Genomic DNA, 15,363 nt, shown 5'->3' with positions numbered 1-15,363 from the left:
CTTTTCAAAAGCATGATAAGCCTAGAGACTAAAGGCTTAAGACTCAAATATAACTTTTTAAAATAAATTTTTGTTTATATCGGTTTTGTGAGGTGACGCTTGTTTGTATAAAAAACAAGCAGCGATAAACACTTACCTGCAATAATAAAAACGCTTATCTCTCACTTGAGTAAAGATAGCTGCTGATTTGGTCATCGGGGAGGCAAATGCTAAGATGTGGTGATTATTTGTGCGCTAAAACGCTAAGCTCCAATGTAAGAGGGTGAATGTTAGATACCAATCACAAGATTGCGATTAAAAACTTAAACCAACCAAGTACTTCCTCAGTGACTTGCACTAGCTGCCAAGCGTGCTGTTGTCGTTTAGAAGTAATGCTCATTTCTGACACCGGTGTGCCACAGCACTACATTAGCCAAGATAAATGGGGCAGTGAAACGATGCGCCGCTTAAACGATGGCTGGTGCGCGGCACTAGACCGAGAAACCATGCTGTGCACTATTTATGAACACCGCCCTTGGATTTGCCGAGAGTTTGAGATGGGCTCGGTGGAATGTTTAGAAGAAAGAGCCGAGCTGTTGTAACAGCAAAGCTCTTAATCACAGCTCTAGTAAACTCGCTATCTATTAGATAATAAATTCTTTCCCTTGTTACTGCATGCTCAGGCTCTATATCGGCAATGAGCAATGTGACTGAATCTTCCTAATACCCCGTTTTTCTCCTTTAGCGTCACTGCCTCACTACCATCTTTAATTCCTCACTGTTCGCTACCAAAAACTCTAAGTCACTTAGTGCATTTTTAATGCGCCTACCTATCTTACTGGTTGGAGAAAGATAAAACCTAGTAAAGGTTTTTATTAAAAACGCGAACAGAGTTTGATACTCGTCAAAAAAATTTAAGCTGGGATGCTGATAAATGTCTAAGCGATCGACTTTAGGCGCAGTCACTGTGTTTTGCTAAAAAAATTACTGTATAGCTGATAGCCGTGAAGGTGTTTTATATCTGTCGCCGGTGCGGCGTTAATTGTTCTAAGGAAGAGGAAATTTTAATGCTTAAAACGACTGCTAAGGTACTGGCATGTGCCGTATCACTGAGTTTGGCGGGCCTTGCTACGGCGGCAGAGCCCATTGTAATTAAATTCTCTCACGTGGTGGCAGAGCATACGCCTAAAGGCCAAGGTGCCTTATTATTTAAAAAGTTGGCAGAAGAGCGTCTGCCTGGCCAAGTAGAAGTGGATGTCTATCCTAACTCCTCATTATTTGGCGATGGTAAGGAAATGGAAGCCTTGTTATTGGGTGATGTGCAATTAATTGCGCCCTCATTGGCGAAGTTTGAACATTATTCTAAGCCCATCCAAATTTATGACTTACCGTTTTTATTTGATGATATTGCGGCTGTAGATCGCTTTCAAAAAGGGCCCGTAGGCCAAGAGCTGCTTACCAGTATGGAAGATAAAGGCATTACCGGCTTAGGTTATTGGCATAACGGGATGAAGCAGTTGTCCGCCAATAAGCCACTGCATGTACCTAAAGATGCGCGCGGATTAAAGTTTCGCGTACAAGCGTCAGCGGTATTAGATGAGCAATTTAAAGCACTGCGTGCCAACCCGCGAAAAATGAGCTTTGCCGAAGTATACCAAGGCTTGCAAACCGGAGTGGTGAACGGGGCCGAAAACCCTTATTCCAATATTTATTCGCAAAAAATGCACGAAGTACAAAAGTACATTACTGAGTCTAATCACGGCTTATTGGACTACATGGTGATCACTAATACCAAGTTCTGGAATGGCTTACCCGAAGATATTCGTACTGAGCTGCGCAGCATTATGGATGAAGTGACGACCGAGGTGAACTTACATGCTGAAGAGATCAATCAGCGTGATAAACAGTCCATTATTGACAGTGGTAAGAGTGAAATTATTACGCTAACCAAAGAAGAGCGCGACCAATGGCGCAAACAAGTAAAACCCGTTTGGAAAAAGTTTGAAAAAGAAATTGGTGCCGAGCGGATTGCCGCGGCAGAAGCTGCAAACGAACAATAACCTAAGCTTAAGCAGCTTAAACATGGGTTTAAGCTGTTTATTAGCCAAAGCTTAGTAGGTGCGGTAGCTGGAGAAAGAGTATGACGATGTTGCGCCTAATGTGGGATCGCTTTGAGGAGGCATTGATTGTCTTCTTATTAGCAGCCATGACGCTAGTCACTTTTGTATATGTGATGTTAAATAACATTTACACCCTTTTTTATGCCATAGGCGAATACTTTGCCGAGGGCTCAGAAGCGACCTCAGAATTTTTTTATAGCATTGGTGATTTTTTCTTAGATGCCGTGCAAACCATGACTTGGAGTAATGCGCTAACTAAAGCCTTATTTGCTTGGCTGATTTTTTTTGGCCTGGCTTATGGCGTGCGCATTGGCGGGCATATTGGCGTAGATGCATTAGTCAAACTGACTTCGCGTTCAGTACAGCGAGTGATTGCCGTGCTCGCTTGCCTATTTTGTTTAGGCTATGCCGCCTTATTAAGTGTGGCCAGTTTTGAATGGATCAATACCTTAATGCAAGCGGCCATTGGCGCCGATGATTTGGGACAATTTGGGGTGCAGCAATGGCACATTGGCATGATAGTACCCATTGGTTTTACCCTCGTATTTATTCGATTTGTAGAAATATTTGTGCGCTTGGTGCGCAATCAACAAGTGGGCTTGGGTCTGGCTGATGAAGCCGCCGATGCCATGAAATTATCTGAAACAGAAGGGTCTAAAAAATGACGATTCCGTTTCTGTTTGCCGCACTGTTTGCGCTGATGTTTATTGGAGTACCGGTAGCCATTTCTTTAGGCTTAGCCGGCTCAGTCACCATCATGTTGTTTAGCCCAGACTCGGTGCGCTCGCTGGCCATTAAGTTATTTGAAACCAGTGAACACTACACTTTACTCGCCATTCCTTTTTTCTTACTGGCGGGTTCTTTTATGACCACAGGCGGCGTAGCGCGCCGCTTAATTGATTTTGCTAATGCGACGGTGGGCCATATTCGTGGCGGCTTAGCCATCGGCGCCGTGATGGCCTGTATGTTGTTTGCCGCGCTGTCTGGCTCCAGCCCTGCCACAGTGGCGGCGGTAGGCTCGATTGCCATTGCCGGCATGGTGCGCTCTGGTTATCCGCAAGAGTTTGCCGCAGGTATTGTGACGAACGCCGGTACCTTGGGCATTTTGATCCCGCCCTCGGTAGTGATGGTGGTATATGCCGCCGCGACCGAAACCTCGGTCGGTACCTTGTTTATGGCAGGGGTAGTGCCAGGCGTGCTGCTAGGCGTGGTATTAATGGTGGCAATTTATTTAATTGCGGTGAAGAAAAATTTACCCGCACTGCCTCGGGCCAGCTTTCGCCAATGGCTAAGTGCTGCACGCAAGGCCGTATGGGGTCTGCTGCTAATGGTAATTATTTTAGGTGGCATTTATTCGGGCATGTTTACCCCCACCGAAGCCGCTGCGGTGGCCGCCGTATATTCGGCCTTTATTGCGTTATTTGTCTATAAAGATATGCGCATTAAAGACGCACCTAAGGTGATATTAGAGTCAGCTAAATTGACTATTATGCTGATGTTTATTATTGCTAATGCCATGTTATTTGCCCATGTGTTAACCACTGAGCAAATTCCTCAGCAAATTACCAATATGGTATTAGAAGCCGGTTTGCAGCCTTGGATATTTTTATTGGTGGTGAATATTGTGCTCTTGATTGCCGGTGCCTTTATGGAGCCCTCGGCGATCATCTTGATCTTGGCCCCTATTTTATTTCCCATCGCTACTCAACTGGGTATAGATCCTATTCATCTGGGTATTATTATGGTGGTGAATATGGAGATTGGCTTGATCACGCCACCCGTGGGCTTAAACTTATTTGTTACCTCGGCAGTGACCGGTATGCCGTTATCACAAGTGATTAAGGCGGCACTACCTTGGCTGATGATCTTGTTAGGCTTCTTAATGCTAGTCACTTATGTGCCGAGTATTTCCATGGGCTTACCTAACTGGTTAGGTATGTAGTGGTATTAAGAGAGCGTGACTATTGAGATGATTTGACAGCGGTGAGCACTAAGTGCTCGCCGCTTTTTTATTAAGTATTGTTGTCACTCATCACAGATAAAAGCTGTAGCTAACAGACATTAGAGACGAAGCCGTTTATGCTCAGTAACAGCGCACGCTATATTGAGAAGGTATGGTTGCTAACTAACATTGCTGGAGTCGATTATTTATTCGCTATCTTTTTTTCATCTGTTAAGAGGGGTAATCCTACTGTTAAGTGTAGGCCTAGTGAGTTTCACCTCTCCTTATGCATTGGCTGAAGCTAGCCAAGAAAGTGGCTCCTGGTATCAAGCGGACTTTGCAGCCACCGGTACGGTAAAAGGCGCCAAGGGGGCTAATCGGCGTACGCCCCGAGAAACGGTACGTAACTTTGTCGCGCTAACCGAGGCCAGTGAGTATCAAAAGGCGGCACAGTTTTTAAATCTTGCCGACTTACCTAAGGCACAGCGCGCCAAACGCGGCGCTGAGCTGGCTCGGGAATTAGGGCTAGTTATTGATCGCCAGCTGTGGATTGATTGGTCTAGCTTATCCGCCCGCCCCGATGCCATGGAAGAGCAAGGGCCGGCTAATCATCCACTTACCGGCCAAGCACGACGCGATATTGGCTTGAAAATGGTTAAGCTTAATGGCCAAACCTATGAAATTCGCTTAGCGCGCTATAAATCCAAAGACCGTGAGCCGGTGTGGCTATTTACGCCACAAACCGTGGAAAACATTCCTATTTTATATGAAGCTTTTGGCCCCCATTTATTTGAGGCCTACATTCCTGCTTCTTTAAAAGAGAAAGTAGGGGGGTTGCGCTTATGGGAATGGATTGCACTGCCGCTGTTATTAGTCGTCTTGCTGGGGCTAGGGTGGCTGGTGAATCGCACTATGCGCTGGCTTGGCCATAAAGCCAACAGTCCTATTTTACGCCAAGCGGCAGAAAAAACGCGTTTACCGTTAGCCGTGGTCATTATGGCGGCGGTGGCGCAATTCTTTTTTAGAATGGGTGTGTCCTTTTCTGGGCCTGCTACCAATATTGTTCATCCCTTTTTAATTATTGTTATCGTGTCGGGTTTGGGCATGACAGTGCTCAAAATTATTGATGCCGTCTTAAACCGCGTGACGCTGCGGGTAATTGGCGAAATTGATGACACGCGCAGTATTAAGGAGCGAGAGCTTTATACCTCAATTTATGCGCTGCGCCGCATCGTGGTATTAGTGATGGTGGCGGTGTCCTTTATTGTGGTGTTGATCCAGCTTAATTTATTTGAGTCGTTAGGCATGTCACTGCTGGCATCTGCTGGGGTAGTCACAGTCTTGCTGGGCATAGCGGGGCAGGCGGTGCTGGGCAATATTATGGCCTCGTTGCAGATTGCCTTAGCTAAGCCGGTGCGCATTGGTGACAGTGTGCTCTTTGAAGGCAACTGGGCTTATGTAGAAAGTATTTTCTACACGTTTATTCGCCTGCGCACCTGGGATGAGCGGCGGATTATTGTGCCGGTGAAGCACTTTATTTCGCAACCTTTTGAAAACTGGTCGGTAAAAGATGCGCGCATTATGAAAACGATCGTATTGGTGTTGGATCACAGCGCCGATATTAGTCAGCTGCGCGAGGTGTTTATTGAATTAGCCAAAAATGATGAAGGGGTGATTGATCATCATACTTTGGCTGCCAGTGTTACCCGCCATAGTCGCGCTGGCCAAGAGTTATCTTTTTATGCCATGTCGCCAGATCCCTCCACTGCGTGGACGACGGCGATGCGTCTTCGCGAAGGTATGTTAGCTCATGTGCGCACTCATCATCCTAATTGGTGGCCTTATGAGCGCGTTTATGGACAAGAGCCAGAGGCTGAACAGGCAGTGGCGGCGCTCACAGCACCTCCTAGCCAAGATTAAGCACCATAAAAAAGGGTAGCAAAGTCGCTACCCTGTTTATTGCTAACAAGTTTAAGCGCGTAGTTTTTCTCGACTGGAAAAATCGCCGCTGCGGATCAGTTGGTCGGTCACTTTATCTACCGCTTTTTCGGTGCGCGCCACTATGTCATCAATATCTACGGGCGTGACCACCAAGGGCGGTGCAAAACCTAAAATATCACCGTGCGGCATAGCACGGGCAATTAAGCCTTGCTCTAAGCAAGCCGCCGCTATTTGTGGCCCTACTTTTAACGCGGGATCAAAGGGCTGGCGCTGAGCTTTATCACTAGAAAACTCCAGCGCATGCATTAAGCCTACCCCGCGAACATCGCCTACTAAAGGATGATCAGCAAAGGTTTCTAACATGCGTTGTTGTAAATAAGCACCGGTGTCGCGCGCGTTCTCGGTGAGCTTTTCACGAGCAATAATATCCAAGTTACACAATGCCGCCGCCGCCCCCATGGGATGACCAGAGTAAGTATAGCCATGGCCGATGGCGCCAAACTCATCGGTGCCATCTTCTAACACTTTCCACACTTTATCGCCCACAATCACCCCCGAAAGTGGCTGATAAGCCGAAGTTAAGCCCTTAGCAATGGTCATTAAATCTGGCTGCATATCATAATGCAATGAGCCAAAGTCTGAGCCTAAGCGGCCAAAACCACACACCACTTCATCGGCAATTAATAAGATATCGTACTTATTTAGTACCTTTTTAATTGCGCTCCAGTAACCCTGAGGCGGCGGCACTATACCGCCGGTGCCCAGCACAGGCTCACCTATCATGGCGGCGACTGTCTCTGGCCCCTCAGCTAAAATCATACTTTCCAGCTCAGCCGCACAGTGCGCGGAAAACTCCAGCTCGCTCATCTGGTTGTCTGCGCGGTGATAATAAACGGGCGCTAATGTGTGCTTTACCCGTGGTAAGGGCAAGTCAAAATGAGCATGGAAAGCATCTAAGCCGGTGAGTGAGCCAGAGGCGATAGTGGAGCCGTGGTAACCACGGTGACGAGAGATAATTTTTTTCTTTTCTGGCAGGCCACGCACGTTATTGTAATACCAAACTAATTTCATTTGGGTTTCGTTGGCATCACTGCCGGAGGTGCCGTAATAGACTTTACTCATATTGGCGGGCGCCATTTTAATAATGCGCTCTGACAGTTCAATCAGCGCCTCGTTGGTGTGCCCCACATAGGTGTGATAGTAAGCAAGCTTCTTAGCTTGTTCATAAATGGCTTCGGCCATTTCTAAGCGACCATAGCCGATGTTGACACAATAGAGGCCAGCAAAAGCATCAATCAGCTCGATGCCAGTGGAGTCTTTAATGCGGATCCCTTCGGCGCCGGTAATAATGCGCCCTTTAAGCTCGCCATGGGCATATTGCTTTAAATGAGTGGAGGCGTGAAACACGCTGTTGCGATCCATTTCTAACCATTTTTGAGTAGCTAGAGTCATGTTGAGCTCCTTAACTTTTGAGTCGCTGTACGTTCAGCGCCTTAGGTCTGACGTTATCTTGTGTACGCTTAGTGCTGTGCTCACATATCAGACGTGAGTCCTCCTAAGCAGTAGTACTTAAGATGACTGTATTCATCAAAGCCGTGGCGGCTGCCTTCTCTACCTAAGCCCGACTGTTTAACGCCGCCAAAGGGAATGCCATGACCGGTCATTTTCACGGAGTTTACGGCCACCATGCCAAATTGAAGCTGTTTAATAATTTGAAAAAGCTGGCGAATATCTTGGCCATACACATAGGCTGCTAAGCCATATTCAGTGTCATTAGCCAGTGCAATCACTTCATCTAACGAGTGATAGGGCATAACGCCGGCTACAGGACAGAAGTTTTCTTCACTAAATACCCGCATTTGCGGTGTAATATCGGCAAGTAACGTAGGCATAAAAAAGTTGGAGCCGAGCGCTTTGGTTTGGTCTCCGGCAATTAAACGTGCGCCTTTTGCGAGAGCGTCATCGACGAGCTGCTGTGCGTTATCGACTGCCTCATGAAAAATCAGCGGCCCTAAGGTCACGCCCTCAGAAAACCCATTGCCGACTTTGATGCTGGCCATTTGCTCGGCAAACGCTGTTAAAAATTGTTCATAATGAGCATGGGGCACAAAAATGCGGTTGGCCGCTAAACAGTCTTGGCCGGCGGTTTGAAACTTAGCTGCTACCGCCGCCTTGGCCGCTTCGGTGATATCCATATCTGGCAATACAATAAAGGGCGCATTGCCGCCAAGCTCCATAGAGCATTTTTTAACGGTGCTGGCAGCTTGGGCGAGTAAAATTTTTCCAACTCGCGTAGAGCCGGTAAAAGACAGCGCGCGCACCTTTTCTGACTGACATAATTGTTGACCCACCTGGCTACCTTTACCGGTAAGCACGTTATACACGCCGGCAGGAAAGCCCGCGCGCTCGGCAAGCTCGGCCAAGGCCAACGCCGAGAAAGGCGTTTCGCTGGCAGGTTTAATGAGCACAGTGCAACCTATCGCTAATGCGGCGGCGGCCTTGCGGGTGATCATGGCATGCGGAAAATTCCACGGCGTAATTAATGCGGCTACCCCAACAGGCTCTCGGATAGTGGCAAGCTCGGCGTTAGCAATGTGACTAGGTATAGTCTCACCATAGGCACGGCGCGCTTCTTCAGCGAACCAGCGTACAAAAGAGGCGCCATAGTCAATCTCACCTTGGGCATCATTTAATGCTTTGCCTTGCTCTAGCACCATTAGGCGCGCTAAGTCTTCTTTATTTTCTAAAATTAAGTCATGCCAGCGCATTAAAATAGCAGCGCGCTCATCGGCCAGTAGGGCCTGCCAAGATTGAAATGCTTGATGAGCATGTTCAATTGCTTGTTCAATTTGCAGTGGGGCTAATTGAGTACAGTGGCCAATCACATCGTCGGTAGCAGGGTTAAGTACATCGATATCTTGGGGGCCATGCACCCACTTACCGTTGATATACGCTAGTTCGCGCACTAACCGAGCGTCTGTTAAGTACGGCATAATGGCATCGGTGACTTTGCTGGTACTGACGGCATGTAGTTGTAGACTCATAAGCGCACCTCTTAGTGTTAACGTTATTTATGCTGTTGTTTTAAGCTTAGAGAGGAGGGCGCTAATTACTTTTGGTAATGGCGACTAAAAAGAGGTTTTTCTTTTGTTTAGCGCTAAAAAAAGCGCCGTTTTTACTGCAGGCTGCTATTGCGCTTAGATCGAGAGCAATAAGCCGGGGGAGTCTTCGATAGGAATACTGCTAGTTTGCTTAATGGTTTTGGTCACTATATAGGTAAAATATTTATCTATACCTAAGTCGGCATCTAACCAATGATCTATGAGCCGCTGATATTGGTCGATGCCCTCACATAAAATACGCAGTACATAATCCACGCCGCCACCGGTGGCATAACAATCCACGACTTGCTCACACTCGCGCATGGTTTTTTCAAAATGCTGCATGCGACTGGCACTATGACTCGTTAGGCTTATTTCTACTAATACACTGGTTTGTTTACCCAATACTTGGCGGTTAATTCGCGCCCCGTACCCTTCAATAATGCCGGCTTTTTCTAAGCGTTTCACTCGCTCCCAGCAGGGGCTCACGGACAAATTAATGGCTTGGGCAAGATCCGTTTTAGTAATACGGCCTTGTTGTTGAAGGATTTGTAAAATTAAAATGTCGTATCTGTCTAAGCGCATTAAAGCTCCTTATCCGCCAGCTTAACGGGGGTTATTTTTAACAAATAACTTCCTTGGGTAATGACTGAGTGTTTCCACGCCGTTTTCTGTAATAACAATGCTTTCTGTGGTTTCCATCCCCCAGTTATCTAGCCAAAGACCCGGCATAAAATGAAACGTCATGCCCGGTTTTAACAGCGTTTGGTCGGTGTTGCGCAAGCTCATAGTGCGCTCGCCCCAGTCTGGTGGGTAACTTAGACCAATGGGGTAGCCACAGCGTGCGCCTTCACGGTTAAAGCCGTATTTCGCTAAGGTGGCATTGAGCGCATCAGCAATATCGGCACAGCGGTTTCCAGGCTTTGCCGCCGCAAGTCCGGCTTCTAAGCCCGCATTGAGTGCTTCGTTAGCGCGTAAAAAGTCTTTGGTGGGCTTACCTAAATAAATAGTGCGCGATAGCACACAGTGGTAGCGCCGATGACAGCCTGCTAATTCTAAAAAGGTCGCTTCATTATTATTAAAAGGACGCTCATCCCAAGTTAAATGGGGGGCAGCAGTATCCTCGCCCGAGGGCAGCATCGGCACTATGGCTGGGTAGTCACCGTAATGCCCCTCATACCCCTCCATAGCCACGCGGTAAATCTCGGCCACCAGTAGGTTTTTGGGTAAGCCTGGCTCTATCATTTCCAGTGCTGCTTGATGCATTTGTTCAACGATCCGCGCCGCAATACGCATATAGCTAAGCTCAGTTTCTGATTTTATGGCGCGACACCAATTTACTAAGCCGGTGGCATCGACAAGCTCCGCATTCGGTAAATTAGCACGCAATGAAAAATAGGCTTTGGGACTAAAATAATAGTTATCCATTTCAACACCTACCTTGCCATAGGCCCAAGCTCTAGGCTTAAGCTCTTGGTTGGCAAGGTACTCCATAGCATGTAACAAAGGATTCATTACATAATAATCGGGATACCAAGTAATGTGGTCGGAGCGTAAATACGCGGTGCGCTTGGCGCCATTAGCATCCATATGCCGACCAAACCATAAAGGCTCACCTACGGGACCCACTACTACCACTTGCGGAGTATAAAAAGACCAGCCGTCATAGCCTGTTAGCCACGCCATATTAGAGGGGTCATGGATAATGAGCGTTTGTAAGTTTTTACGTGCCATAGAAGCTCGTACCTTACTTAATCGCTGCTGATATTCTTGGCGTGAAAAGCTTGGAGTAGGAAGCTGCATAGGCGATCTCACTTAATGCTGATAATAAATCTTAAGGTCTTGGTCTTGGCACGCTAAATACAGGGCGCGCCTGTGAGTGAGTGTTGCTGATTTTTATCTCTGTTAGACAACAGACAAGATTGAGTAATGTGGGTTGAACGAGACGCTGTATTCAGTTGGTTAAACAACGGACTTATAAGCGGCCTTAGTTTGAGCATAGCAATGAACTGAGTCTGTGCTGGGGCGATATTAACTAGTGCGTGGTGTGGCTACTAAGTGTAAATGGTTGAGCGTAAGGCGCGGGCAGGCGGGCTAAGGGAAGAATAATGAAGAGGAGATAGACGCAAAGTGGCTAAAAATCTTGGCTAAATTATTTGGGAATTGTGATTAACTTCACGCTGTCGTGACTAACAAGCAGCTCGGTAATTAAACCGAGCGTTGTTTAAAGAGGGCGAGCATTAGTGCTCATCGCCTTGATCCTTTCAGGTGCGTTGCGCTTGCGCCAAGTTGTCGGGGATCGGAAATACTTTGTCGTAAATAAGGTTATAGACAAAGGCATAGCTAAGATAAAAAGCCGACATGGCCATGCCCATGGTAAAGGCTTCCCACAAGCTAATCTTTAAATGCCACGCAATCATAGGCAGGAAAAAGACCAAGAGTCCGCCTTCAAAAAGACAGGCATGAAGAATACGAATGGCAGTAGTTTTATGAACGTCTTGACGAACTTTTACCATGGCGTGATCGAACAACACATTATAAATGTAGTTCCATACGGTCGCGATAATAGAGCCGACTACCGCCATTAAGCCCATTTCAAACATGTTATAACCAAAGAACAAGGTGGCAAAGGGGGTAAAAATAAGCAGGCCAATAATTTCAAAGCCTAAGGTATGGCGAATACGATCTAGGGTATTACGCATTATGACTCCGATATAAAGTAGATAAAACACCCATCTCAGCCGTGTTAGCTAAGAGGGGTGTGCAATAACCTAAAAAGAGAGGAGTGAGCTTGGCTGCTTACTCAGTTAAGGAGTAAGGCAGTGTTTGTAAGCTAAAACGACTGTCGTCTTGTCCTTTAATGCGAAACACAGTGTCAGCTTCAAGATCTTTGTTAAGCACAGAGGTGATTAAGCATTGCTCTCCATCTTGATACACATTTAATACAGTACCGGCGCGGCGCCAGTTCTCACCCAGTTGGAGCTCAAGATCTTGATTAACACTAATAGGCGCACTGGCAGTGCCAGATAAAATATACATGACTTTTTTATTGGCACCGCGATATTTTGCTCGCGCCACAGTTTCTTGGCCCATATAGCAGCCTTTAGTAAAGCTAATGCCATCGAGTGCCTGTAAGTTTAGCATTTGGGGAATATATTCGCCTTGGTGCTCGGCGTGTAGCTCTGGTATGCCGGCTTGGATCATTAAACCGCGCCATGCTTGTTCACTGCCGATCGGTAACTCAGGCGCCGGTGAATCCTTAGGCAAGACCAGTAGAGCATGCTCAGCGGCTACGGGAATAACCACACCTCCTTGCCAGAGGTTATCGCCTGTGACTTGTTGATCAAGCCAATAAGATAAGCCCTCACCCGCCAAACCATATACTTGCCATTGTAGCGTAGCATCGACGACCTCAGTTTTAGCGAACACCGCAAATTTTTTCAGCTCTGGTAATTGGCGCTCCAGTAAAGAGGCGTTAGTAATGAGTAATAACTCCTCTCTTAGATTGGCTAGCCAAAAACTGCCCCATAAGCGGCCTTTACTGTCACAATGACCGCCTAAGGTCGCCTCACCAGAATTGAGTAAGGCAACATCGCAGGTCACTTGTCCTTGAAGATATTTGGTTCTGTCGTCACCGGTGAGGCTAATTACGCCTCGGTCGCTCAGTGGATATAACGTGGGAGAAGAAGAAAGAGTCAACATGTAAGCTCCCTTTATAGGCAAGGAATAAGGTTAAAGTAAGTCAAGTGTGAGCCCCATGGTAAAGATGACTAACACATTTGTCAGTAGTCATTGGAGCTTATACTATGAGTTTCGTTTTATCTTTTGGGTATGCATATGCTGAGTGCCACTAATAAATCGCGTTTAATCTGGGCGTGCCGCCGTGGCATGTTGGAGCTAGATGTCTTACTCGCTCCCTTTGTAGAGCACGAGTACGAGGGGCTGTCACCTAGCCAGCAACAAGTATTTGAACGGTTATTGGAATGTGACGATCCTGACTTATTTGCTTGGTTAATGGGACATCAAAGCTCAGCACAGCCTGAGTTTCAAGCCATGGTGGAGTTCATTCTTGAGCGTAACCAGATTCGAAATCAACGCTAGTGCTTCGCGCTTTCATGCTTACTATTTGTTAACAGCGGCGAGCCTGTGGTGGCTACCCGCCTATTTTTTACTGCGAGGCGATATATTGCCGTGGTTTACGCCGGTGTGGTTACTCGTCTGTGGCGGGTTAGTTTATCGCAGCCGCAGCTATGTGCTAAGAGGAGAGTATAACCAAGGTCAATTGCTGATTAACGGCCAACAAGGGCGCTTGTCTCATCACAGCCGAGTAGGGCCCGGCTTTTTATTACTTATGCTGGATGAGCAACGCTTGCCTTGTGCTTGGCTCTTTCAAGACGCAGTATCAGACGGAGTGTATCGGCGTCTAGCGCAATTAATATTGCAAGCAGCACCAGAAAAACGACCGTAAGCCTAACTTTGTACGCCGTAAGTTAAAGATAAACACGCTTTTGTACTTACAGCGTATGGCGTAACACGTACCGCGTTTTTTAAGGCTCTAAGATTGTCGGCTTAGGATCGGGCGCTGGGTCTGGATAATCCAAGGTGTAGTGTAAGCCGCGCGATTCTTTGCGCGCCATGGCCGAGCGGATAATAAGCTCCGCGACTTGTGCCAAATTACGTAGCTCTAATAAATTATTACTCACTCTAAAGTGGCGGTAATATTCCTCAATTTCTTGCTGTAACAATTCAATTCGACGCTTGGCTCGTTCCAAGCGTTTGTTTGAACGCACAATGCCTACGTAATCCCACATAAATAACCGCAATTCATGCCAGTTATGGTGAATGACCACTTCTTCATCGGAGTCGGCTACTCGACTTTCATCCCACAGTGGCAAGATAGGGGGAGGCGGTGTACTAGCCAGCTTAGCTAGAATATCTTGACCAGCGGCGCGAGCAAAGACGATGCACTCTAATAAAGAATTAGACGCCATGCGATTAGCGCCGTGTAAGCCAGTATAAGAGACCTCACCAATGGCATATAAACCAGAAATATCGGTTTGGCTATGCTCATCCACCATTACGCCGCCACAGGTGTAATGCGCGGCAGGCACTACCGGCATCGCTTGACAAGTAATGTCGATGCCTACTTTTAAGCAGCGCTCATAAATAGTAGGAAAGTGTTTAAGAATAAAGTCGCGCGGTTGGTGGCTAATGTCTAAATACATGCACTCGGCACCCAGGCGTTTCATCTCATGATCGATGGCGCGCGCCACGATATCCCGCGGAGCTAGCTCGCCTCGTGAGTCATAATCTGGCATAAAGCGACTGCCATCTGGGCGTTTTAACAGCGCACCTTCACCGCGCAGCGCCTCTGTGAGCAAAAAGTTGTTATCATCGGGGTGAAATAAGCTGGTGGGATGAAATTGGTTAAATTCCATATTCGCCACTCTACATCCTGCTCGCCACGCCATGGCAATGCCATCGCCAGAGCTGACATCGGGATTGGAAGTATATTGGTAAACCTTAGAAGCACCGCCAGTGGCCATGGCCACAAAACGTGCTTGTATGGTTTCCACTCGCTCTTTATCGCGGTTCCAGACATAGGCACCTAAGATACGATTGGGTTCGCCGGTTTTAGTGGTGTCATCTCCCAGCTTAGCGCTAGTAATTAAGTCCAGCGCATTGACCCTTTCAAGAATATGAATGTTAGGATGTTGGCGTACTCGCTCATTTAAAGTGAGCTGCACCGCTTTTCCCGTGGCATCGGCGGCATGAAAAATACGTCGATGACTGTGGCCTCCTTCTCGGGTTAAGTGATACGCCGCTTTGCCTTGAGCTGAGGGTTCGGTATCAAAGGGCACGCCTTGTTCAATAAGCCATTGAATAGCATCCGGCGCTTGGCGGGCGGTATATTCCACCACCGCAGGATCGCACAGGCCAGCACCGGCAATTAAGGTGTCGGCTACATGAGACTCGATACTGTCGGTTTCATCAAACACGGCGGCAATGCCACCTTGAGCGTAGAAGGTCGAGCCCTCTGCAAGGGGGCCTTTACTGAGTAGATGTACTTGGGCGTGATCGGCCAGTTTTAAAGCCAAAGACAAGCCAGCGGCGCCACTACCAATAATGAGCACGTCGCAAAGGTATTCAACAGGATCCTTCATAAAGTATCATTGACCCAAGGTGGATAGTTTTTCTATGTTATCCCATGCAAGCAGTAGGCGCAGCCAGAATTAACTATCTCAAATGAGTTCAGAACTTTTCTCCGCATCCGTAGTCA

The 15,363-nt window shown here is 47.3% G+C and carries 14 protein-coding genes; 7 read left to right on the top strand and 7 right to left on the bottom strand.

Annotated elements, in window-relative coordinates; genetic code table 11:
- The first annotated feature begins 266 nt into the window (after window positions 1-266).
- The 5 genes from CBP12_RS08075 to CBP12_RS08050 all read left to right on the top strand — a co-directional run bounded on the left by CBP12_RS08075 (window position 267) and on the right by CBP12_RS08050 (window position 5,961).
- A complete protein-coding gene (locus CBP12_RS08075; RefSeq protein WP_086963976.1) occupies window positions 267-581 on the top strand; it encodes a YkgJ family cysteine cluster protein in 315 nt (104 codons plus the stop codon).
- A 465-nt stretch (window positions 582-1,046) separates the two neighbouring features.
- The gene (locus CBP12_RS08065; protein WP_086963974.1) at window positions 1,047-2,039 is read left to right on the top strand and encodes a TRAP transporter substrate-binding protein; all 993 of its coding nucleotides are present in this window, start codon (window positions 1,047-1,049) and stop codon (window positions 2,037-2,039) included.
- Between the two features lie 80 nt (window positions 2,040-2,119).
- The gene (locus CBP12_RS08060; RefSeq protein WP_086963973.1) at window positions 2,120-2,764 is read left to right on the top strand and encodes a TRAP transporter small permease; all 645 of its coding nucleotides are present in this window, start codon (window positions 2,120-2,122) and stop codon (window positions 2,762-2,764) included.
- Window positions 2,761-4,041, top strand: a complete 1,281-nt coding sequence (gene dctM / locus CBP12_RS08055; RefSeq protein WP_086963972.1) for a C4-dicarboxylate TRAP transporter large permease protein DctM — start codon at window positions 2,761-2,763, stop codon at window positions 4,039-4,041. Before CBP12_RS08060 ends, dctM begins: the two co-directional genes overlap by 4 nt.
- Before the next feature lie 267 nt (window positions 4,042-4,308).
- Complete coding sequence (locus tag CBP12_RS08050; protein WP_086963971.1) at window positions 4,309-5,961, top strand: mechanosensitive ion channel family protein; 1,653 nt, start codon at window positions 4,309-4,311, stop codon at window positions 5,959-5,961.
- 51 nt (window positions 5,962-6,012) lie between these two features.
- On the opposite strand, the gene CBP12_RS08045 is transcribed toward CBP12_RS08050, so the two are convergent.
- The 6 genes from CBP12_RS08045 to ygfZ all read right to left on the bottom strand — a co-directional run bounded on the left by CBP12_RS08045 (window position 6,013) and on the right by ygfZ (window position 12,785).
- On the bottom strand, window positions 6,013-7,434 hold the full coding sequence (locus CBP12_RS08045; protein ID WP_086963970.1) for an aspartate aminotransferase family protein: 1,422 nt from the start codon (window positions 7,432-7,434) through the stop codon (window positions 6,013-6,015).
- A gap of 80 nt (window positions 7,435-7,514) precedes the next feature.
- A complete protein-coding gene (locus tag CBP12_RS08040; RefSeq protein WP_086963969.1) occupies window positions 7,515-9,026 on the bottom strand; it encodes an NAD-dependent succinate-semialdehyde dehydrogenase in 1,512 nt (503 codons plus the stop codon).
- Window positions 9,027-9,179: 153 nt separating this feature from the next.
- Window positions 9,180-9,668, bottom strand: coding sequence for an Lrp/AsnC family transcriptional regulator (locus tag CBP12_RS08035; RefSeq protein ID WP_086963968.1), 489 nt, complete (start codon window positions 9,666-9,668; stop codon window positions 9,180-9,182).
- A gap of 21 nt (window positions 9,669-9,689) precedes the next feature.
- Window positions 9,690-10,886 carry a M24 family metallopeptidase gene (locus CBP12_RS08030; protein WP_086963967.1) on the bottom strand — a complete coding sequence of 399 codons (1,197 nt, stop codon included), beginning with the start codon at window positions 10,884-10,886 and terminating at the stop codon, window positions 9,690-9,692.
- Between the two features lie 461 nt (window positions 10,887-11,347).
- The gene (locus tag CBP12_RS08025) at window positions 11,348-11,785 is read right to left on the bottom strand and encodes a PACE efflux transporter (RefSeq protein WP_086963966.1); all 438 of its coding nucleotides are present in this window, start codon (window positions 11,783-11,785) and stop codon (window positions 11,348-11,350) included.
- A gap of 97 nt (window positions 11,786-11,882) precedes the next feature.
- Complete coding sequence (ygfZ, locus tag CBP12_RS08020; RefSeq protein WP_086963965.1) at window positions 11,883-12,785, bottom strand: CAF17-like 4Fe-4S cluster assembly/insertion protein YgfZ; 903 nt, start codon at window positions 12,783-12,785, stop codon at window positions 11,883-11,885.
- Window positions 12,786-12,920: 135 nt separating this feature from the next.
- Between ygfZ and CBP12_RS08015 the strand changes: the two genes are divergently transcribed.
- Both CBP12_RS08015 and CBP12_RS08010 read left to right on the top strand, forming a co-directional pair.
- The gene (locus CBP12_RS08015) at window positions 12,921-13,184 is read left to right on the top strand and encodes an FAD assembly factor SdhE (RefSeq protein WP_086965473.1); all 264 of its coding nucleotides are present in this window, start codon (window positions 12,921-12,923) and stop codon (window positions 13,182-13,184) included.
- Window positions 13,153-13,551 (top strand): protein YgfX, encoded by a 399-nt coding sequence (locus CBP12_RS08010; protein WP_086963964.1) that lies wholly within the window; start codon window positions 13,153-13,155, stop codon window positions 13,549-13,551. The genes CBP12_RS08015 and CBP12_RS08010 overlap by 32 nt, the downstream gene beginning before the upstream one ends.
- 79 nt (window positions 13,552-13,630) lie before the next feature.
- Here CBP12_RS08010 and nadB read toward each other — a convergent pair whose 3' ends face one another.
- Window positions 13,631-15,247 carry an L-aspartate oxidase gene (nadB, locus tag CBP12_RS08005; protein WP_086963963.1) on the bottom strand — a complete coding sequence of 539 codons (1,617 nt, stop codon included), beginning with the start codon at window positions 15,245-15,247 and terminating at the stop codon, window positions 13,631-13,633.
- Between the last annotated feature and the right edge of the window lie 116 nt (window positions 15,248-15,363).

The sequence above is a fragment of the Oceanisphaera avium genome, assembly GCF_002157875.1.
Classification (GTDB): Bacteria; Pseudomonadota; Gammaproteobacteria; order Enterobacterales; family Aeromonadaceae; genus Oceanimonas; species Oceanimonas avium.
This window is presented reverse-complemented; position numbering and strand designations above follow the sequence as displayed.

What these genes read in the sequence shown, in the direction of transcription:
- CBP12_RS08045 (WP_086963970.1), bottom strand. Translation starts at nt 7,434, where the DNA reads ATGACTCTAGCTACTCAAAAATGGTTAGAAATGGATCGCAACAGCGTG.
- dctM (WP_086963972.1), top strand. Translation starts at nt 2,761, where the DNA reads ATGACGATTCCGTTTCTGTTTGCCGCACTGTTTGCGCTGATGTTTATT.
- CBP12_RS08030 (WP_086963967.1), bottom strand. Translation starts at nt 10,886, where the DNA reads ATGCAGCTTCCTACTCCAAGCTTTTCACGCCAAGAATATCAGCAGCGA.
- CBP12_RS08075 (WP_086963976.1), top strand. Translation starts at nt 267, where the DNA reads ATGTTAGATACCAATCACAAGATTGCGATTAAAAACTTAAACCAACCA.
- ygfZ (WP_086963965.1), bottom strand. Translation starts at nt 12,785, where the DNA reads ATGTTGACTCTTTCTTCTTCTCCCACGTTATATCCACTGAGCGACCGA.
- CBP12_RS08015 (WP_086965473.1), top strand. Translation starts at nt 12,921, where the DNA reads ATGCTGAGTGCCACTAATAAATCGCGTTTAATCTGGGCGTGCCGCCGT.
- CBP12_RS08035 (WP_086963968.1), bottom strand. Translation starts at nt 9,668, where the DNA reads ATGCGCTTAGACAGATACGACATTTTAATTTTACAAATCCTTCAACAA.
- CBP12_RS08025 (WP_086963966.1), bottom strand. Translation starts at nt 11,785, where the DNA reads ATGCGTAATACCCTAGATCGTATTCGCCATACCTTAGGCTTTGAAATT.
- nadB (WP_086963963.1), bottom strand. Translation starts at nt 15,247, where the DNA reads ATGAAGGATCCTGTTGAATACCTTTGCGACGTGCTCATTATTGGTAGT.
- CBP12_RS08065 (WP_086963974.1), top strand. Translation starts at nt 1,047, where the DNA reads ATGCTTAAAACGACTGCTAAGGTACTGGCATGTGCCGTATCACTGAGT.
- CBP12_RS08060 (WP_086963973.1), top strand. Translation starts at nt 2,120, where the DNA reads ATGACGATGTTGCGCCTAATGTGGGATCGCTTTGAGGAGGCATTGATT.
- CBP12_RS08040 (WP_086963969.1), bottom strand. Translation starts at nt 9,026, where the DNA reads ATGAGTCTACAACTACATGCCGTCAGTACCAGCAAAGTCACCGATGCC.